This window comes from Acidovorax sp. GW821-FHT09A11 (assembly GCF_059418365.1).
The window spans coordinates 748,397-767,154 of sequence record NZ_JBWKPS010000003.1 but is presented as its reverse complement, the minus strand read 5'-3'; the positions used below and the strand labels follow the sequence as shown (position 1 = coordinate 767,154).

The 18,758-nt window shown below is 65.7% G+C and carries 19 protein-coding genes and 1 pseudogene; 8 read left to right on the top strand and 12 right to left on the bottom strand.

Annotated features, from left to right (window positions below):
- The 7 genes and pseudogenes from AC07PV_RS11110 to rpmH all read right to left on the bottom strand — a co-directional run.
- Positions 1-582, bottom strand: a pseudogene (locus AC07PV_RS11110) (hypothetical protein); the annotation flags it as partial.
- Positions 583-692: 110 nt separating this feature from the next.
- Positions 693-1,184 (bottom strand): Crp/Fnr family transcriptional regulator, encoded by a 492-nt coding sequence (locus tag AC07PV_RS11105; protein ID WP_218296331.1) that lies wholly within the window; start codon positions 1,182-1,184, stop codon positions 693-695.
- Positions 1,185-1,307: 123 nt separating this feature from the next.
- Complete coding sequence (gene mnmE / locus AC07PV_RS11100) at positions 1,308-2,738, bottom strand: tRNA uridine-5-carboxymethylaminomethyl(34) synthesis GTPase MnmE (protein WP_492806712.1); 1,431 nt, start codon at positions 2,736-2,738, stop codon at positions 1,308-1,310.
- A 95-nt stretch (positions 2,739-2,833) separates the two neighbouring features.
- Positions 2,834-4,540, bottom strand: a complete 1,707-nt coding sequence (gene yidC, locus AC07PV_RS11095) for a membrane protein insertase YidC (protein ID WP_218296333.1) — start codon at positions 4,538-4,540, stop codon at positions 2,834-2,836.
- Positions 4,537-4,830 (bottom strand): membrane protein insertion efficiency factor YidD, encoded by a 294-nt coding sequence (gene yidD / locus AC07PV_RS11090; RefSeq protein WP_218296334.1) that lies wholly within the window; start codon positions 4,828-4,830, stop codon positions 4,537-4,539. The genes yidC and yidD overlap by 4 nt, the downstream gene beginning before the upstream one ends.
- Positions 4,827-5,339, bottom strand: a complete 513-nt coding sequence (locus AC07PV_RS11085) for a ribonuclease P protein component (RefSeq protein ID WP_492254236.1) — start codon at positions 5,337-5,339, stop codon at positions 4,827-4,829. Before AC07PV_RS11085 ends, yidD begins: the two co-directional genes overlap by 4 nt.
- A gap of 73 nt (positions 5,340-5,412) precedes the next feature.
- Positions 5,413-5,547: a 50S ribosomal protein L34 gene (rpmH, locus tag AC07PV_RS11080; protein WP_005798102.1), complete on the bottom strand. Its 135-nt coding sequence runs from the start codon at positions 5,545-5,547 to the stop codon at positions 5,413-5,415.
- 421 nt (positions 5,548-5,968) lie between these two features.
- On the opposite strand from rpmH, the gene dnaA reads away from it, so the two are divergent.
- The 6 genes from dnaA (at position 5,969) to AC07PV_RS11050 (ending at position 14,085) form a co-directional block, all read left to right on the top strand.
- Positions 5,969-7,393 (top strand): chromosomal replication initiator protein DnaA, encoded by a 1,425-nt coding sequence (gene dnaA / locus AC07PV_RS11075; RefSeq protein ID WP_218296336.1) that lies wholly within the window; start codon positions 5,969-5,971, stop codon positions 7,391-7,393.
- Positions 7,394-7,523: 130 nt separating this feature from the next.
- The gene (gene dnaN / locus AC07PV_RS11070; protein ID WP_010464939.1) at positions 7,524-8,642 is read left to right on the top strand and encodes a DNA polymerase III subunit beta; all 1,119 of its coding nucleotides are present in this window, start codon (positions 7,524-7,526) and stop codon (positions 8,640-8,642) included.
- A gap of 153 nt (positions 8,643-8,795) precedes the next feature.
- Positions 8,796-11,411: a DNA topoisomerase (ATP-hydrolyzing) subunit B gene (gene gyrB, locus AC07PV_RS11065; RefSeq protein ID WP_494630236.1), complete on the top strand. Its 2,616-nt coding sequence runs from the start codon at positions 8,796-8,798 to the stop codon at positions 11,409-11,411.
- A gap of 245 nt (positions 11,412-11,656) precedes the next feature.
- Complete coding sequence (locus AC07PV_RS11060; protein WP_494597767.1) at positions 11,657-12,889, top strand: AAA family ATPase; 1,233 nt, start codon at positions 11,657-11,659, stop codon at positions 12,887-12,889.
- A gap of 2 nt (positions 12,890-12,891) precedes the next feature.
- A complete protein-coding gene (locus AC07PV_RS11055; RefSeq protein ID WP_494597766.1) occupies positions 12,892-13,548 on the top strand; it encodes a hypothetical protein in 657 nt (218 codons plus the stop codon).
- A 123-nt stretch (positions 13,549-13,671) separates the two neighbouring features.
- Positions 13,672-14,085, top strand: coding sequence for a YkgJ family cysteine cluster protein (locus AC07PV_RS11050; RefSeq protein WP_494630235.1), 414 nt, complete (start codon positions 13,672-13,674; stop codon positions 14,083-14,085).
- Between the two features lie 92 nt (positions 14,086-14,177).
- On the opposite strand, the gene AC07PV_RS11045 is transcribed toward AC07PV_RS11050, so the two are convergent.
- Complete coding sequence (locus AC07PV_RS11045; RefSeq protein WP_218339348.1) at positions 14,178-14,504, bottom strand: acylphosphatase; 327 nt, start codon at positions 14,502-14,504, stop codon at positions 14,178-14,180.
- A 147-nt stretch (positions 14,505-14,651) separates the two neighbouring features.
- Here AC07PV_RS11045 and AC07PV_RS11040 point away from each other — a divergent pair, with 147 nt between their 5' ends.
- Together AC07PV_RS11040 and AC07PV_RS11035 are read left to right on the top strand one after the other, a co-directional pair.
- Positions 14,652-14,942, top strand: coding sequence for an ATP-binding protein (locus AC07PV_RS11040; RefSeq protein WP_218339347.1), 291 nt, complete (start codon positions 14,652-14,654; stop codon positions 14,940-14,942).
- Between the two features lie 67 nt (positions 14,943-15,009).
- Positions 15,010-15,447 carry an OsmC family protein gene (locus tag AC07PV_RS11035; protein WP_492254243.1) on the top strand — a complete coding sequence of 146 codons (438 nt, stop codon included), beginning with the start codon at positions 15,010-15,012 and terminating at the stop codon, positions 15,445-15,447.
- Positions 15,448-15,516: 69 nt separating this feature from the next.
- On the opposite strand, the gene AC07PV_RS11030 is transcribed toward AC07PV_RS11035, so the two are convergent.
- From AC07PV_RS11030 to AC07PV_RS11015, 4 genes are all read right to left on the bottom strand, one after another.
- The gene (locus tag AC07PV_RS11030; protein WP_494630234.1) at positions 15,517-16,839 is read right to left on the bottom strand and encodes a serine hydrolase domain-containing protein; all 1,323 of its coding nucleotides are present in this window, start codon (positions 16,837-16,839) and stop codon (positions 15,517-15,519) included.
- A 70-nt stretch (positions 16,840-16,909) separates the two neighbouring features.
- On the bottom strand, positions 16,910-17,491 hold the full coding sequence (locus AC07PV_RS11025) for a thioredoxin family protein (protein ID WP_492806720.1): 582 nt from the start codon (positions 17,489-17,491) through the stop codon (positions 16,910-16,912).
- Between the two features lie 26 nt (positions 17,492-17,517).
- Positions 17,518-18,237, bottom strand: a complete 720-nt coding sequence (locus AC07PV_RS11020; protein WP_492806721.1) for a cytochrome c biogenesis CcdA family protein — start codon at positions 18,235-18,237, stop codon at positions 17,518-17,520.
- Positions 18,234-18,713 (bottom strand): DUF2147 domain-containing protein, encoded by a 480-nt coding sequence (locus tag AC07PV_RS11015; protein WP_492806722.1) that lies wholly within the window; start codon positions 18,711-18,713, stop codon positions 18,234-18,236. The genes AC07PV_RS11020 and AC07PV_RS11015 overlap by 4 nt, the downstream gene beginning before the upstream one ends.
- Between the last annotated feature and the right edge of the window lie 45 nt (positions 18,714-18,758).

The following is an 18,758-nucleotide window of genomic DNA, read 5'->3' as shown; positions in this document are numbered from 1 at the left end:
GGGCACGACAGGCGCCGCCGGGCGCACGGGCGCAGCCCCCACGGGGGCGGGTGCCGCCGCCGCCGGCAACGGCCGCCGGGCCAGGGGGGGGGGCGCCTGCAGGGACGCGCCCTGGGGCGCCACGCCCTTCTGGGGAATCCCCACCGCCACATGGTCGTTGATGCGCCAGTAGACGGCCGTCACCAGGATGTCGTAGCGGGTCTTGGCGGTCTGTGCGATCAGCGCCTCGATCTCGGACAGGCGCACGGTCTCGCCGCCGTATTCGCGGGCCAGGTCCATCATCACCAGGAACTGGCGGCCGCGCTGGTCCAGCGAGAGCACCTTGAACTTGTAGCTGGCCGACAGCACGCCGGCACGCACCATCGCATCGCGCACCACGGTGTAGAGCAGTTCGCGGCGCTCCATGCGCTCGTTCTTGCGGTTGGCGGCGTGTTCGGGCGGCAGCGGCTCCACCAGGGGCTTGCCCTGTCGGCCTGGCGAGAGTGGCACCGTGGCATCGGCATTCAGCAAGCCCGACGGTTCGGCCATGGACCGGGGCTTGGGGGGGGCGGGTTTGCGGCTAAACCAACTGAACAGGGACATGGCTTGCTTTCTACGGGACGGCGCCAGAAAAATCCAAATCGAGTGTAACTTGCTGTACACCCGTTCGCGCCCCACGAAAGCCCGCAGGAGCTGACAGTCCGGGGGGTCTGTCAGGTGGCCGCAACGCGGCGGCGGCGGTTGCCCAGCCGCTTGGCCAGCACGGCCCCCGCGGCCATCACCAGGCCCAGCGCGATGGCGGGCTGGCGGATCGACAACTCGGTGAAACGGATCGCTGGCAGGCTCCACAGCTTGCAGGGCGCGCTGGCCTGCACGGTGGCGCTGCGGGCGCGGTGCGAAAAGAACGCGCCTTCGCCGACCACCGAGCCCGCGCCCACGATGGCCAGGCGCAAACGTTCCTTCTCGTCCTGGTAGTGCACGCTCAGGCTGCCGCTTTCCACCAGGTACAGGGTGCGGTCCGTGGCGCCCTGGGTGAACAGCACCTGCCCGGCGGGCATGACCACGGGCAGGAGGTACGACGACAGCACATCCCACTGCGCGGGGGTCAGCGGGTTGGTCATGCTGTCGTCTGCACTGGCCTGTGCAATGGCATCGATCAGACCTTGCAGGTCCACCTTGGAAACAACCGGCGTGGGAACATTCATGGTGCGCCGAAAGTACCCTTGTTACAGATGGGACACAAGCGTTGTTAACGTCCGTTTACAACATTCGCGACAAGCGGCGGCGTGGGCTCCTTGGCCGGATGCCGCCTGCCGCCTCGCGCCCCTTCATTTGCCGATGCAGAAGCTGGAAAAGATGACGCCCAGCAGGTCGTCCGAACTGAATTCGCCCGTGATGGCGCTCAGGGCGTTCTGGGCCAGGCGCAGCTCCTCGGCCAGCAGGTCCAGCGCCGGGCCCTGTGCCTGCAGCTGGTCGGCCGCCTCCTGCAGATGGGCCCCCACGGCCTGCAACGCCTGCACGTGCCGGGCCCGGGCGATGTAGATGCCCTCCGGTGCGGACTGCCACCCCGCCACCTCCAGCAGCAGGCGCCGCAGACTGTCGAGCCCCTCGCCCGTGCGGGCCGACAGGCGCACCCCCGGCCGGACGCCCGCTCCCGCAGGAGCCCCGGGCACGCCCCGGGGAGCCCGGTCCAGCTTGTTCCAGACATCGATGACGGGGATGCTTCCAGGCAGTTTCTGGGCCAGTGCGCTTTCTATACCTGCGTCGGCAGCTATGTAATCAATAGCATCCGCGCGCTCCAGGTCGTGCAGGAACAGCACCGCGTCGGCCCCCGCGATCTCGTCCCAGGCGCGCGCGATGCCGATGCGCTCCACCTCGTCGCTGCTGTCCCGCAGGCCCGCGGTGTCGATGATGTGCAGTGGCACGCCTTCGATCTGGATGGTCTGCTGCACCTTGTCGCGCGTGGTGCCCGCAATGGGCGTGACGATCGCCAGCTCGGCCCCGGCCAGCGCGTTGAGCAGCGAGCTCTTGCCCGCGTTGGGCTGGCCCGCGATGACGACCTTGATGCCCTCGCGCAGCAGCGCGCCCTGGCGCGCGCGCTGCATCACGGAGGCCAGCGTTTGCTGCAATTTCGATAGCTGCCCGTGCGCATCCGCCTTGCGCAGGAAGTCGATTTCTTCTTCAGGAAAATCGAGCGTGGCCTCCACCAGCATGCGCAGGTGGATGAGCGCATCGCGCAAGGCGTGGATCTCGGCCGAGAACGCGCCCGTGAGCGAGCGGCTGGCGCTGCGCGCGGCGGCCTCGGTGCTGGCGTCGATCAGGTCGGCGATCGCCTCGGCCTGGGCGAGGTCGATCTTGTCGTTCAGGAACGCGCGTTCGGTGAACTCGCCCGGCTGCGCCACGCGCAGGCCGGGCAGGCAGGGCTGGCCCGTGGCCGGGTCGGTGGCCGCCCCCGCCTCCAGGCAGCGCGCCAGCAGCAGCTGCAGCACCACGGGGCCGCCGTGGGCCTGCAGTTCCAGCACGTCTTCGCCGGTGTAGCTGTGCGGGCCAGGGAAATACAGCGCCAGCCCCTGGTCGATGGCCTGCCCCTGCACATCCCGGAAGGGCAGGTAGGTGGCCTCGCGGGCTTTCAGCGCCCGGCCGCACAGCGCCTGCACCAGCGCGCCGATGGCGCGGCCGGACACCCGCACGATGCCGACGGCCCCGCGCCCCGGAGCGGTGGCGATGGCGACGATGGGGTCATGGTGGCGGGCAAGCATGGCGGCGACTGTACAAGGTTGATGGACAAGAAAAAGGCCGCTTGCGCGGCCTTTCGGGGGGTCAGTTCATGGATGTCAGCGTTGCCGCTGTGGCATCACTTGAAACTGGGAAGGTTGAACTGCGGTGGCACGCCCATGCGGGTGTTGATGAGCCACTGCTGCGCAATCGACAAGATGTTGTTGGTCAGCCAGTACAGCACCAGGCCGGCCGGGAAGAAGAAGAACATCACGCTGAAGATCAGCGGCATGAACCACATCATCTTGGCCTGCATCGGGTCGGGTGGCGCGGGGTTCAGGGCCGTCTGCAGCAGCGAGCTGGCCGTCATCAGCAGGGGCAGGATGAAGAACGGGTCGGGCGTGGACAGGTCGCGGATCCAGCCGATCCAGGGCGCGTTGCGCATTTCCACGCTGGACAGCAGCACCCAGTACAGCGCGATGAACACGGGGATCTGGATCATGATGGGGAAGCAGCCGCCCATGGGGTTGACCTTTTCCTCGCGGTAGATGCGCATCATCTCCTGCTGCATCTGCTGCGGCTTGTCCTTCAGGCGCTCGCGCATCTCCATGATCTTGGGGTTGATGGCCTTCATCTTGGCCATGCTGGCGTAGGCCTTGGCGTTGAGCCAGTAGAACGCGATCTTGAGCAGCAGCACCAGGGCCACGATGGACCAGCCCCAGTTGTTCAGGAGCTTGTGCAGCTGGTCGAGCAGCCAGTACAGCGGCTTGGACAGGATGGTGAGCCAGCCGTAGTCCTTGACCAGCTCCAGCCCGGGGTAGAGCTTTTCCATCATGGTCTCCACCTGCGGGCCGGCGAACAGGCGCGCGTCCACGGTCTTGCTCGCGCCCGGCTCGATGGCGCCCAGCGAGGTGAGCATGCCCACGGAGTACAGGTTGGTGTCCACCTTGCGGGTGAAGGGCTCGCGCTGCACGCCGTCGGCCAGCAGCCAGGCCGTGGCGAAGTAATGCTGCACCATGGCGACGTAGCCGTTGGGCGCATCCTTGGGGATGTCGACCTTGCCGTTCTCGATGTCCTTGAACTCGATCTTCTGGTACTTCTTGGCCTCGGTGAAGACCGCGGGGCCGGTGAAGGTGGAGTAGAACGAAGACTCTCCGGGCGGCTTGTTGCCGTCGCGCACCAGTTGCAGGTACAGCTGGGGCGACACGGCGGCGCTGCCGGTGTTCACGACCTCGTGCTTGACGGCAATGTCGTAGGCGCCGCGCTTGATGGTCCAGGTCTTGGCCAGCTTCACGCCACCTTGCACGGGCGATTCGAAGCGGATGCTGATTTCGTCTTCGCCGTCCTTGAGCTCGCGGGGGCCGGGCACCACGGTCATCGCGGTCTTGTGGGTGGGGAAGGTGCCGCCGATCAGGCCCGTCTGCGCCACGTAGACACGCTGCGCGCTCTCGTCCAGCAACAGGAAATTGCGGGTCTTGTCCGCCATGTCCGCGTGCTGCAGCAGCTCGGCATGCGTGAGCGATCCGCCCTCGCTGTCAAACGTCAGCCGGTACAGGTCGGTCTTGACCTCCACGCGTTCGCGCGCGGCCGGAGCAGCCGCGGGCGCCAGCTGGCCAGGCACCGCCGAGGCACCCTGCGCCGCAGCCGCCACCGGCGCGCTGGAGGCGGGGACGCTGGCCGCGCCGGTGGCGCTGGACGCGGCGCCCTGGGCGGCAGGCGCCGTCACCGTCGGCGTGGAGGGGAAAAAGGTGGCCTTGTTGCCGTTGTGCAGCTGCCACTTGTCCCACAGCAGAACCATGGAAAAGCCAAAAATCACCCACAGGATGGTGCGGCGAATGTCGTTCATGAAGACTTCTTTGGTGAGGATGGTTGGGTGTTGGAATCAGAAAGCCGCGAGAACAGCCGCATGCTGCGCGGCAATTGTTGCGGGACCGGGTCATGGCCCCCGTCACACCAGGGGTGGCAGCGTACCAGCCTGCGCACCGTGAGATAGCTGCCTGCCGCGGCGCCGTGCCGTTCCAGCGCCTGCAGCGAATAGGCCGAACAGGTGGGCTCGAAGCGGCAGGCAGACCCCAGCCAGGGGCTGAGAAACAGCCGATAGCCCTTGACCACGCCCATCAGCAGGCGCTGCATCATGGCCCAACCACCTCTGCCACCACAGGCGAAGCGGGGGCCGAGGCCGCCGCAGCACCGCCCGACCGCCGGGCGGCATGGCCAAACAGCTGCAGCAACTCTGCACGCACCGCCTGCTTGAGCTGGTCGGACGTGGCGCTCACGAACTGCTTGCGGTCAAACGCCGTGCGCAGACGCACCACATGGGCCGCCTGCGGAAGCCGCGCCTCGAACGTGGCGCCCACCGTGTAGATCTGTCGCTTGATGGTATTGCGCGTCACGGCGCGGCGCGCCCAGCGCTTGGGCACCATGGCCCCCAGCCAGACGCCCTGCACGACAAACAGGGCCTGCGGCCCTTGCGTTGGCGGCAAGGAACCGGGCCCTGTGGGTGCGGCAGCACTGGCGGCCCCGCTGGCAGGGTTGCTGCCAGCGGCGTCCAGCACCAGGCGGTGCAGCGCAAAATGCGCCGTGCGGGAGACAGTGCCCCCCGCCATCGCGGCCTGGAACTGCGGACGGGTTTTCAGCCTGTGCATGCAAGCGCCCCGTTTGGAACCTGGCGGTACAAGCCGGGAACAGGCGGGGAGCAGGCCGTAGACCGTAGCGGCCTTAGACGGCCAGGCGCTTGCGGCCCTTGGCGCGGCGTGCGTTGATAACGGCACGGCCGCCGCGGGTCTTCATGCGGACGAGGAAACCGTGGGTGCGCGCGCGGCGGGTCTTGGAGGGCTGGTAAGTACGTTTCATGATGCTATTCCTTGAGGTTCAGTTCCGGACTGCTGCTCTTGAACCCCCTGCGGCCTGCAACCCGCGCCATATGAAACAGCACTCTGGAGGCAGACCCACGGGGGCAGAAATAACGGCGCGCCGGGTCAAATCACCCTGAACACATTCAGGGAAACCCAAAATTATCGCAGGCTTGGCCGCTGCTGGCAATGCCTTTTGGCCGGCGGGCCTTTCCAGCAGGCCCCGCAACAGCCCCGCGCGCGGCGGCCGGCCTGTGCCGCGCGGCCGCCATCCGCAGCCAGCGCGCACCACAGCCCAGGCAGAAATTCAACCCCAGGAAACACCCGAATGCGGTGCCCCCCAAATTGTGGATAACTCCTTGACAAGCTACAATCCCCCGCCCAGTACCGTTCCTCCTATCCACAACAAGAATCTCCCTGAAATGACCGAGGAACCCTCCCGCAGCCCCCTTCCATCACCCGGCGCAGACGCCGGCCAGGGCCTGTGGCAAGCCTGCGTAGAGCAACTGGCGCAAGACCTGCCCGAACAACAGTTCAACACCTGGATCAAGCCCCTGGTGGCCCAGGTGGCCGAGGACTTCTCCAAGGTGACCGTGCTGGTGGGCAACCGCTTCAAGCTCGACTGGATCCGTGCCCAGTATGCGGGCCGCATCGCCGCCCTGCTCGAGGGCCTGTACGGCCAGCCCGTCACCCTGGAGTTAGCGCTTGCTCAGCGCGAATCCGTTGCCCGTACTTATGTGCGCCCTGCGGCATCGGAGCCATCGAACACCGCCGCCCCCGCTGAATCGCCGGCCAGCAGCAGCGATGACGCCTCGGCCGGCGCGTTCCGCAACCGGCTCAATGCCGCCCTGACGTTCGAGACCCTGGTGGAGGGCACGGCCAACCGCATGGCACGCTCGGCGGCCATGCACGTGGCCGGCATGCCGGGCCATCTGTACAACCCGCTGTTCATCTATGGCGGCGTCGGCCTGGGCAAGACCCACCTGGTGCACGCTGTGGGTAACCGCCTGCTGCAGGACAGGCCCGACGCCAAAGTTCTCTACATCCATGCCGAGCAGTTCGTGTCGGATGTGGTTAAGGCGTACCAGCGCCGCACCTTCGACGAGTTCAAGGAGCGCTACCACTCGCTCGACCTGCTGCTCATCGATGACGTGCAGTTCTTCGCCAACAAGGACCGCACGCAGGAAGAATTCTTCAATGCGTTCGAGGCCCTGCTGGCCAAGAAATCGCACATCGTGATGACCTCGGACACGTATCCGAAGGGCCTGGCCAACATCCACGAGCGGCTGGTCTCGCGCTTCGACTCGGGCCTCACGGTCGCCATCGAGCCGCCCGAGCTCGAGATGCGCGTGGCCATCCTGATCAACAAGGCCCGCGTCGAAGGCACCGAGATGCCCGAGGAAGTCGCCTTCTTCGTGGCCAAGAACGTGCGCTCCAACGTGCGCGAGCTCGAAGGCGCGCTGCGCAAGATCCTCGCGTACTCGCGCTTCAACCAGAAGGAAATCTCCATCCAGCTGGCCCGCGAGGCGCTGCGCGACCTGCTGTCGATCCAGAACCGGCAGATCAGTGTGGAAAACATCCAGAAGACGGTGGCCGACTACTACAAGATCAAGGTCGCCGACATGTACAGCAAGAAGCGCCCGGCCAGCATTGCCCGGCCGCGCCAGATCGCGATGTACCTGGCCAAGGAACTGACGCAAAAGAGTCTTCCCGAGATCGGAGAATTGTTTGGCGGGCGCGACCACACCACGGTTTTGCACGCCGTGCGCAAGATTTCCGGAGAGCGCCAGCAGCTCACGGAACTGAACCAGCAATTGCACGTGCTGGAGCAGACGCTGAAAGGCTAAAAAGGCGTGATCGAGGCCCCCCAGAGAAACGGCTCCGTTAAGGGGCAAAATGACGGGTTGTGCAGCAGGGGGAGGCACGACCCGTGCCGCTGTCCAAGCTCCGTTCCAAAAACCACAAGAGGTTGATGACATGATCGTCCTGAAGGCAACACAAGACAAGGTTCTCGCGGTACTGCAGTCCGTGGCTGGCATCGTCGAGCGCCGGCACACCCTGCCCATCCTGGCCAACGTGCTGATCCGCAAGACAGGCAATGCCCTGCAGCTGACGACCAGCGACCTCGAAATCCAGATCCGCACCACCGCAGAGCTGGGCGGCGACACCGGCGACTTCACCACCACGGTGGGTGCCCGCAAGCTCATCGACATCCTGCGCACCATGCCCGGAGACCAGACGGTCAGCCTCGAATCGGCCCAATCCAAGCTCATCCTCAAGGGCGGCAAGAGCCGCTTCACGCTGCAAAGCCTGCCGGCCGAGGACTTCCCGCTGGTGCAGGAATCCGCCGCCTTTGGCCCCGTGTTCGCCGTGCCACAAAAGACCCTCAAGGACCTGCTGGGCCAGGTGTCGTTTGCGATGGCGGTGCAGGACATCCGCTACTACCTCAACGGCATCCTGTTTGTGGCCGAAGGCAAGACGCTGAGCCTCGTGGCCACTGACGGCCACCGCCTGGCGTTCGCCAGCGCCACGCTGGATGTGGAAGTGCCCAAGCAGGAAGTCATCCTGCCGCGCAAGACCGTGATCGAGTTGCAGCGCCTGCTGTCCGACGCGGGTGGCGAGAACCAGCCCCACATCGAGATGCAGTTCGCCAACAACCAGGCCAAGTTCACCTTTGGCGGCATGGAGTTCGTCACCAAGCTGGTCGAGGGCAAGTTCCCCGACTACAACCGCGTGATCCCCAAGAACCACAAGAACAGCATCACCCTGGGCCGTGCCCCGCTGCTGGCCAGCCTGCAGCGCACGGCCATCATGACCAGCGACAAGTTCAAGGGCGTGCGCCTGAACCTGGAACCCGGCACCCTGCGTGTGGCATCCAACAACGCCGAGCAGGAAGAGGCTGTGGACGAGCTCGACATCGACTACGGTGGCGACACCATCGAGATCGGCTTCAACGTGACCTACCTCATCGACGCCCTGGCCAACATGGGCCAGGACATGGTGAAGGTGGAGCTGTCGGACGGCAACAGCTCCGCGCTGCTGACCATCCCCGAGAACGAAAGCTTCAAGTACGTCGTCATGCCGATGCGCATCTGAGGCGGCTACGACCCGTCTGCTGCATCGCATTGCCCCTACCACGATTGCTACCATATTGATAGCTTATAGCGCTTATCAGATAAGCGCTAGAGCCCAATTTGACCTATATTGACACATTGGAAACCCCGGTTTCCACGGATCCCAAGGCCCACCATGACCGTTGACAACATCCCCTCCGAGCCCGAAGACACCGGCGTCTCCGGCCATGTTGAGCCCACCCTCGCCAAGATCGACACCAACCAGGCAGGGGCCAGCGAAAGCTACGGCGAAGGCGCCATCACCATCCTCGAAGGCCTGGAGGCCGTGCGCAAGCGCCCCGGCATGTACATCGGCGATACCAGCGACGGCACCGGCCTGCACCACCTGGTGTTCGAAGTGGTGGACAACTCCATCGACGAAGCCCTGGCCGGCCACTGCGACGACATCGTCGTCACCATCCACTCCGACAACTCCATCAGCGTGACTGACAACGGCCGGGGCATTCCGACCGGCGTGAAGATGGACGACAAGCACGAGCCCAAGCGCTCGGCGGCAGAGATCGCACTGACCGAACTGCACGCGGGCGGCAAGTTCAACCAGAACAGCTACAAGGTGTCGGGCGGCCTGCACGGCGTGGGCGTGAGCTGCGTGAACGCACTCAGCAAGATGCTGCGCCTGACCGTGCGCCGCGAAGGCAAGGTGCACGCGCTGGAGTTCAGCAAGGGATTCGTGCAGAACCGCATCGTGCAGACGGTGGACGGCGTGGAGGTGTCGCCCATGCAGGTGCTGGACGACACCGACAAGCGCGGCACGGAAGTGCACTTTCTGCCCGACACCGAAATCTTCAAAGAGAACAACGAGTTCCACTACGAGATCCTGGCCAAGCGCCTGCGCGAACTCTCGTTCTTGAACAACGGCGTGCGCATTCGCCTGAAGGACGAGCGCAGCGGCAAGGAAGACGACTTCTCGGGCGCTGGCGGCGTGCGTGGCTTTGTGGAGTTCATCAACAAGGGCAAGACCGTCCTGCACCCCACCTCGTTCTACGCGGCCGGCGAGCGCCCGGCCGAGACGTATGGCGGCATCCCTGGCACCCACATCGGCGTGGAAGTGGCCATGCAGTGGAACAGCGCGTACAGCGAGCAAGTGCTGTGCTTCACCAACAACATCCCCCAGCGTGACGGCGGCACCCACCTGACCGGCCTGCGCGCCGCGATGACCCGCGTCATCAACAAGTACATCGAAGAAAACGAGTTCGCCAAGAAGGCCAAGGTCGAAGTGACCGGCGACGACATGCGCGAAGGCCTGTGCTGCGTGTTGAGCGTGAAGGTGCCCGAGCCCAAGTTCAGCAGCCAGACCAAGGACAAGCTGGTATCGAGCGAAGTGCGCGCCCCCGTGGAAGACATTGTGGGCAAGCTGCTCACCGACTACCTGCAGGAGCGCCCGGCCGACGCCAAGATCATCTGCGGCAAGATCGTGGAAGCCGCCCGCGCCCGCGAAGCCGCCCGCAAGGCCCGCGAAATGACGCGCCGCAAGGGCGTGCTCGACGGCATGGGCCTGCCCGGCAAGCTGGCCGACTGCCAGGAAAAAGACCCGGCGCTGTGCGAAATCTACATCGTCGAGGGCGACTCCGCCGGTGGTTCTGCCAAGCAGGGCCGCGACCGCAAGTTCCAGGCCATCCTGCCCCTGCGCGGCAAGATCCTGAACGTGGAAAAGGCCCGCTACGAAAAGCTGCTGACCAGCAACGAAATCCTGACGCTGATCACCGCCCTGGGCACCGGCATCGGCAAGGCCGGCGGCACGACGGGTGGCGACGACTTCGACGTGGCCAAGCTGCGCTACCACCGCATCATCATCATGACCGACGCCGACGTGGACGGCGCCCACATCCGCACCCTGCTGCTGACCTTCTTCTACCGCCAGATGCCCGAACTGGTGGAGCGCGGCCACATCTACATCGCCCAGCCGCCGCTGTACAAGGTGAAGGCCGGCAAGGAAGAGCTGTACCTGAAGGACGCGCCCGCGCTCGACGGCTTTTTGCTGCGCATCGCGCTGAACCACGCCAGCGTGACCACCGGCGGCGCCAACCCGCAAACGCTGGCTGGCGACACCCTGGCCGAACTGGCGCGCAAGCACCAGATCGCTGAAAGCGTGATTGCCCGCCTGGGCAACTTCATGGACGCCGAGGCCCTGCGCGCGATTGCCGACGGCGTGAGCCTCAAGCTCGACACCGTGGCCGACGCCGAAGCCAGCGCCGTGGCCCTGCAGGCCAAGCTGCGCGAACTGAACACCACCGGCGCCCCCGCCGAAGTGGCCGGTGAATTCGACGTGCGCACCGACAAGCCCCTGCTGCGCATCAGCCGCCGCCACCACGGCAACATCAAGAGCAGCGTCATCACGCAAGACTTCGTGCACGGCGCCGACTACGCCGCTTTGGCCGAAGCCGCCGAAACCTTCCGCGGCCTGCTGGGCGAGGGCGCCAAGGCCCTGCGCGGCGAGGGCGAGAAGCAGAAGGAAGAGAAAGTGAGCGACTTCCGCCAGGCCATGAAGTGGCTGATCAGCGAAGCCGAACGCAGCACATCCCGCCAGCGCTACAAGGGCCTGGGCGAAATGAACCCCGAGCAGCTGTGGGAAACCACGATGGACCCCAACGTGCGCCGTTTGCTGCGTGTGCAAATTGACGATGCGATCGAAGCGGACCGCGTGTTCACGATGCTGATGGGGGATGAAGTGGAGCCGCGGCGGGATTTCATTGAGACGAATGCGCTGCGGGCGGGGAATATTGATGTATGACGCACGCATGACACTGTGCCTACCCAGAGTCACCAGCACACGCAGAAATATATAGCCGCCAGCCAGCAACATACCTTGTTTGACTTCTGCTGGGCTCGCGCCAGTCACTATTGATTCACAGCAGGCGCAGGCTGTCCTCAAGCAGTAGCACCAGGGCAAAGCGCTGAGCCTGTGGTGCAGGCGCTATGGGCGGTAAATTCGACCCGTGAAAAGCACGAAAGGCACATCATGAAAAGAGGCTATGCATGGCGCTGATCGAAGGTTTTCGCGTGCGCAACTACCGGGCGCTGCACGACATCACATTGGGCAAACTCTCTACCGACCAGGGAGGCAATCCGTTAACTCCATTCACCGTAGTCATCGGTAAGAACGGAGTAGGCAAAAGCACTTTGTTCGATGCATTCGGCTTCGTCGCCGATTGCCTAAATACTGATGTGGAAGCGGCCTGCGACAGCAAGCTGCGCGGCGGCTTCGATCGCATGCGCTCCCTAGGAGTTACGGAACCCATTCGCTTCGACATCTACTACAGAGAAGCCCCCGGCGAGCGGCCCATCACCTACGAACTGGCGATCAATGTGGACGGTAGCGGGCGGCCTTTCGTTGAGTCGGAAGTCCTTAAACAGCGCCGCAAAGGCCAGAAGCACGGTAGGCCATATCCGTTCCTTCGCCTACATCACGGGCTCGGCAAGGTGTGGGCCGGCGAGGAGGCGGTAGAGACGGACAGCGAAGAAGAAGACCGGGCACAGGAAGATGTGGAATTGACCGACTTGCGCCAATTGGGCATCGCTACGCTGGGCACGCTCAAAGAACATCCGCGCATCAAACGCTTCCGCGACTTTCTCAAGGGCTGGTATCTCTCCTACTTTCATCCCGATGCCGCGCGTGCTATTCAGCCCGCCGGCGCGCAGCGCCACCTGAACATCCACGGAGACAATATCGGCAATGTGGTGCAGTACATGGAGCGTGAACACAAGGCACGCTTTCAAGCAATTCTGGATCGCATCGCTGGCAAGATTCCAGGCGTGAAGAGCATACAAACCAGCGTCACACAGGACAAACGCGTTCTCCTGCAGTTCAACGATGGTGCATTCGCCGACCCGTTCTATGCATCGCAGATGTCTGATGGCACGCTGAAAATTTTCGCCTATCTGCTTCTGATGGAGGATCCCGAGCCCCCACCGTTCATCTGCATTGAGGAGCCAGAGAACGGGCTGTACCACCGCCTGCTGGACTCCTTGGCCACCGAGTTGCGCAGCCATGCCACGGGCAAGAAAAACCAACCTCAGATTTTCGTGACCACGCACCAACCCTATTTCGTAGATGCGCTGTCTCCGAGCGAAGTCTGGATTCTGGAAAAAGGGGGAAATGGCTTTTCGACCGTTCGACGGGCCTCTGATATCGAGCTGGTGCGCAACCTCGTAGATGAGGGCCTACCTCTGGGCGGCCTTTGGTACAGCGACTATTTAGACGCGAGGTAGGCATGCACATCGAAGTGCTTGTGGAAGACAGTTCCGGTGCTGCACTGATTGAGTCCCTAATGCCCCAGGTAGTCGGCCCCCAAGGCGATCCACACTCCTGGCGCATCCATCCCTACAAAGGCGTGGGTCGAATACCCAAGGGGCTTGTCGCCAGGGGTGATCCCTCCAAGCGGGCATTGCTCGATCAATTGCCCCGCTTGCTGATCGGCTACGGCAAAACTCCCGGCATCGACGCGGTGGTCATCGTATTAGACAGTGACAACCGCCCTTGCAAAGATTTTCTGTCCGAATTGCAAGTACTGTTGAAACGATGCAATCCTGCACCTAACACGCTGTTTCGACTTGCCATTGAAGAGATGGAAGCATGGATTCTGGGTGATCGCCCGGCCTTGCTGGCCGCGTACCCAAAAGCAAGAAAAGACGTGCTGGCACGGTATGTCCAAGACAGCATTTGCGGCACCTGGGAATTGTTGGCCGATGCAGTTCATCATGGTGGCCACGCCAGTATCCAAAAAGCGGGCTGGCCTCTGCCCGGGCAACTTAAACATGAGTGGGTCAGAAAGATCAGCTCCGGCATGGACATCGAAAGAAACGCTTCTCCCAGCTTTGGAAAGTTCCGCGACGGATTACGCAGGTTGATTGCCAATGACGGCTCATGAATCCTGAGAGCATTGCAGCATGCGCTTCATCCCATGCGCCAAGGCCTGGAGCACTAAACTCTTTCAGTGAAGCCAAACGCCGCCGACGAAAGAGCGGCATTGAACCTGTTGCGGCACCTATCCATGAGATTCCCTATCTCCATCGTCGACGTTGACCGCCTCGACACCTGGACCCGCTATCGCCCAGGCCTGTGCGACACCTGCGCGGCCAACTGCTGCACGATGCCGCTCGAAGTGCAGCTGGCAGACCTGGTGCGACTGGAGCTGGTGGACCCGTTCGAGGCCGAGCATGAAGAGCTGCGGCACATTGCCAGGCGGCTGCTCAAGGCACGGCTGATCGACCACTTCAACCACAAGAACGCGATCTTCACGATGGCGCGGCGGGCCAGTGGGGACTGTAACTTTCTCGACCCCAAAACACGCCTGTGCACGGTGTACGACAAGCGGCCCGAGACGTGCCGGCTGCATCCGCAGAAGAAGAGCCCCAAGCCGGGGTACTGCGCCTACGGGGCGCGGGATCTGCAGCGCAGGGGTTGAGCGGCGGGCACCCGGGGCTGCCTGCCGCCAGGCCACGCTATTTGCCGGAGGGCGCACGGCGGGCCGCCGCAGCGCCAGCCCGCGCGCTACCGCTACACCGTCTCCCTTTGGACAAAGCCCGCCACGGGCTCGGCGGGCTCGGCCACGGTGCCCACGTCCACCGCGTCCACCCGCGCCTGCGGCGGGCCGTGGCGGGCCCAGTCGATGAGGGACTGCACGGCATCGGCGGGGCCGGTGGCCAGGGCTTCCACGCTGCCGTCGCGGCGGTTGCGCACCCAGCCCTGCACACCGCGCTGCAGGGCGGCCTGCACCAGGGACCAGCGGTAGCCCACGCCCTGCACATGCCCCCGGATCAGAAGGTGCCGGGTGACGGTGGTGGTGTTGCCGCTGTTGTTGTAGGTACCGCCGTTGTGGTGCATGGGCGCACTGTATCGCCAGCGCGGGGCGTTGACCACATGCGCGCCATGGCGGTGCTCGACCGGCCGGATGCGACGCGCTAAGCTGTGCCATGGCAGCCGCGGGCTTCGTCCAGCCCTGCCATCCCCTCGCACTGTCCAGGCCACCGCATGAACGCACCCCGCAAGGCCTTGCCCGCCATCGACACTGCCCGCTGCACGGGCTGCGGCTGGTGTGTGGCCGTGTGCGCGCCGCATGTGCTGTCGCTGCAGGTGCAGGGCCCGCAAGCCTGGGGCCCCAAGCGGTCCCGGCTGCATGATGCGGCGGCCTGCACCGGGTGTGCCTTGTGCGCGGTGCGGTGCCCGTTCGATGCGATCCGCATGGTGCGTGCGGGCCCCTTGCATGCGGTGCGGGACGATGCGGCGTTGTCCCACACCAGCGGCGGCGCGGCTGTGGTGTGATTCCAGGCCCGGGTTTCACCCGGGTGTTCACCACCCCACCATTGCATGCCAGAAAAGGAGCCACGCCATGCCTGAAAAGAAAGCCAGCGTTCACTGGGAAGGGGCCGGCAAGGCCGGCCAGGGCCAGATCAGCACCGAGACCGGCGCGCTGGACAAGTACCCCTATGGCTTTGCCAGCCGCTTTGGCGACGACCGCAAGGGCACCAACCCCGAGGAGATCCTGGGGGCGGCGCATGCGGCCTGCTTCACCATGGCGTTTTCGTTCGCCGCCGACAAGGCGGGCATCGCCACCGAAGCGGTGGACACCACCGCCAGCGTGCGCCTGTCCAAGGAGGGCGAAGGTTTTGTGATCGACCGCATCGCGCTCACGCTCACCGCCAAGGTGCCCGGGCTGGACGATGCGGCCTTCCAGCAACTGGCGGCCGATGCCAAGGCCAATTGCCCGCTGTCGAAGGCACTGGCCGCGGTGCCCGAGATCACGCTGACCGCCACGCTGGTGAAGTAGCCAACGGGACGGGCCGGGGCGCCGGGGCACCGCGCCCCTGCACGGTCTTCTTTTTTGTCCGCCGGCCCCTCAGCGCCCCCGCACCGCCGCGGCCAGCGCGGCAAACGCCTGCCGGTCCACCGCATGCGTGAAGGCGGTGTTGGGCACCGGGTGTGTGGACAGCTTCACCACCACCAGCTCCGCCGCCGGGTTGATGTGGATGTGCTGGCCCATCAGGCCCTTGGCCTCCAGCGTACCGTCCGCATCATGCGGCACCCACCACTGGTTGTGGTACGAGTAGCCCGCGCGCATGGCGGTGCCGGGGGCCTTGCTGAATTTCGCGGGGTCGGCGCCCTTGCGCAGCTCGGCGATGGTGGCGGGCGAGATGATCTGCTGGCCGTTGTAGCGGCCGTTGGCGCGCAGCATTTCGCCCAGGCGGCCCAGGTCGCGCAGCGTGGCGTTCACGCCCACGCTGGTGGACTGGCCGCCGTTGGCGTCGGCAAACACATAGGCATCCTCCTGCGCGCCCAGGCGCGACCAGATGCGCTCGGACAGCAGCGTGGCGTAGCTCTTGCCCGTCACGCGCTGCAGCAGCCAGCCCAGCACTTCCGTGTCCACCGACTTGTATGCGAACGCGGCGCCGTGCTCGCCCTCCTTCTTCAGCGTGGGCAGGAACTCGGCCATGCTTTTGGCGGCGCTGCTGCCGGGCGGCGCGGGCTGCAGGCCTGCGGCGGCCAGGTACTGGAAGACGCCGGACGCAGGGTCGGCAAAGTTCTCGGCGTATTGCACGCCGGTGGTCATGTCCAGCGTCTGCTGCACGGTGGCATCGGCCCAGGCGCTGGCGGCCAGCTCGGGCAGGTAGCGGGGGATCAGCGCTTTCGGGTCGATCACGCCTTCCTGGATGAGCTCGGTCACCAGCAGGCCGGTGAGCGATTTGCTCATGGACCACAGCACATGCGGCTGGTGCGGCTGCATGCCGGTGTGGTGGCGCTCGTACACCACCTGGCCCCGGTGCAGCACCAGCAGGCCGTCGGTGTAGGTGGCCTTCTGCCAGTCGGCCAGCGTGGTGGTGCCGCCCTTGCCGTCGGGCACGGGCAGCGCGTCGTCCAGCGCGCGGGATGCGGCGGCCAGCGCGCTGGGCGCCCCGGCACCGCGCCACACGGCCGCCGTGGGCCCCAGCTCGCGCAGGTGGTGCGCGGCCCAGCGCACGTTGGGGTACTTGAGGATGTTGGCCAGGCGCACGATCTTGTCGGGCGGCGGCGGAAAGCCCTGCATCAGTTGTTGCGTGGCGGGGTGGGTCGCGTCGGGTGGCGGCAGCTGGGGTGCCTGCGCATGGGTGGCGGAGGCCATGCACAGGGCTGCTGCGGCAGCGGCGAGCGTGACCAGGGCAAATTGGAGGCGGGGGAACGGCATGGTGCGAAAGTCCTGCAAAAGGTGGGTGGGATCGGGCAGAGAAACGACGGAACAGGAAGGGGCGGGCGGGCTATCCCCGCGCCGCCAGCAGCGCGCGGATCACGGCCTCGGTGCGGTCGTACTCACCTTCGCCAAAGTGCTTGTAGCGAATGTGTCCCTGCGCATCGATGAGGTAGGCCGCGGGCCAGTACTGGTTGCTGTAGGCCTTCCAGGTGCCGTAGCGGTTGTCTTGCGCCACGGGGTGCTTCACGCCGTGGCGGCGCATGGCCACCTCGACGTTGCTGGTGGTGCGCTCGAACGGAAATTCCGGCGTGTGCACGCCCACCACCGTAAGGCCCTGGGGCGTGTACAGCTCGGCCCAGCGGTTCACGTGGGGCAGGGTGCGGATGCAGTTGATGCAGGCATAGGTCCAGAAATCCACCAGCACCACGCGGCCGCGCAGCTGGGCCAGGGTGAGCGGCTCGGAGTTGAGCCAGCGCTCGATGCCGGTGAACTCGGGTGCCGCGCCAAAGTCGGGCAGCGCGGCGGCCTGGATGGCGGGCCCCGCTGCGTGGGTGAGAGCGGGTGCCGCCACCGCTGCGGCTACAGAAGCTGCGGACGCCAGGAATGTGCGGCGCTGAAAAGAGAATGGTGAAGAAAGGCGCGATGTCATGGTGAAAACTCCTTGCTGCGGACCGCTTACAGCCCGCCAGAACCCGAGGGATAGAACTGCGACAGCCAGGCGGTGACCTGCCCATCCACCTCCAGCAGCATGGCCAGCGCCACGGCGATGACCACCACGCCAAAGGCCTGCTGCACGCGGTGCGCATGGCGCGAGATGCGGCGCACATGGCTGGCCGCTGCCTGGCCACCGTAGGCAATGGCCAGCATGGGCACTGCGGCGCCGGTGGAATACGCGAGCAGCAGCACCGCCGTGCTGACCCCGGGCGGCTCGGTGGCGATGAGCGTGAGGATGGAGGCCAGCACCGGCCCGGCGCAGGGCGTCCACACCGCGCCCAGGCTCAGGCCCAGCAGCAGCCCGCCCCAGTTGCCGGCCGATGAGCCCAGCCCCAGGCTGGCCACGCGGCCGAGCACGCCACCCGCCTGTTGGCTCAGCCACTGGAAGGGCCGGGGCCACACCGTGAGCACGCCAAACACCAGCAGCATCACGGCGGCGAACCGGCGCAAGCCCCCGGGCGACACGCCCAGCACCTGCGCGAAGCTGCTAAACAGCAGCGCCACGGCCGCGAACGAGAGCGCAAAGCCCAGCGCGATGAACAGCGGACGCGTGCGCCGCGCCGTGCCACCCGCGACCGACGCGCCCAGCACCACCGGCAGCATGGGCAGCACGCAGGGCGCGCCCACGGTGAGCATGCCGGCGGCCACGGCCAGCCAGGGCGAGGTGGCGGCCATGGTCATTGCACGCCCCCGTGCTCTGCGCCCGGGCGGCGCCACACCTGCGTCTTGCCAAAGAGCGGGATGCCCACGTAGGCGCGCACCAGCAGCTGGTCCGGCTCGGCGGGGGTGAGGATGGCGCGGTAGGTCTTGGCGTTCTCGCGGTTGTAGATCTCGCCCTGGTATTCGGTGTTGCCGCCATCGCTGGGGCGCAGGCCCGACAGCAGGGTCATGCCCAGCGCGGGCCGCGCGTCGGCCGCCGCCATCTCGGTACCCGGCGCGCTCATGGAGCGGTTGCCCAGCACGCGCACCACCTTGCCGCACAGGGTCTCGCCGGCGCAGGGCGCAATGTCCACCTCCAGGTTGCCGCTTTCGGTGATCCAGCGGCCCAGCGGGGCCTTGGCAGGCGCGGCGGCCAGGGATTGCTGGGCGCCAGCGGATTGGGCCAGGCACAGGGCCAGCAGCCCGGCCGTGGTGGTTGTCCAGGGGTTCATCTTCATGGCACGGTCCTCGTGAAGTTCAGGAAGACTGCATTGAAGCCAGCG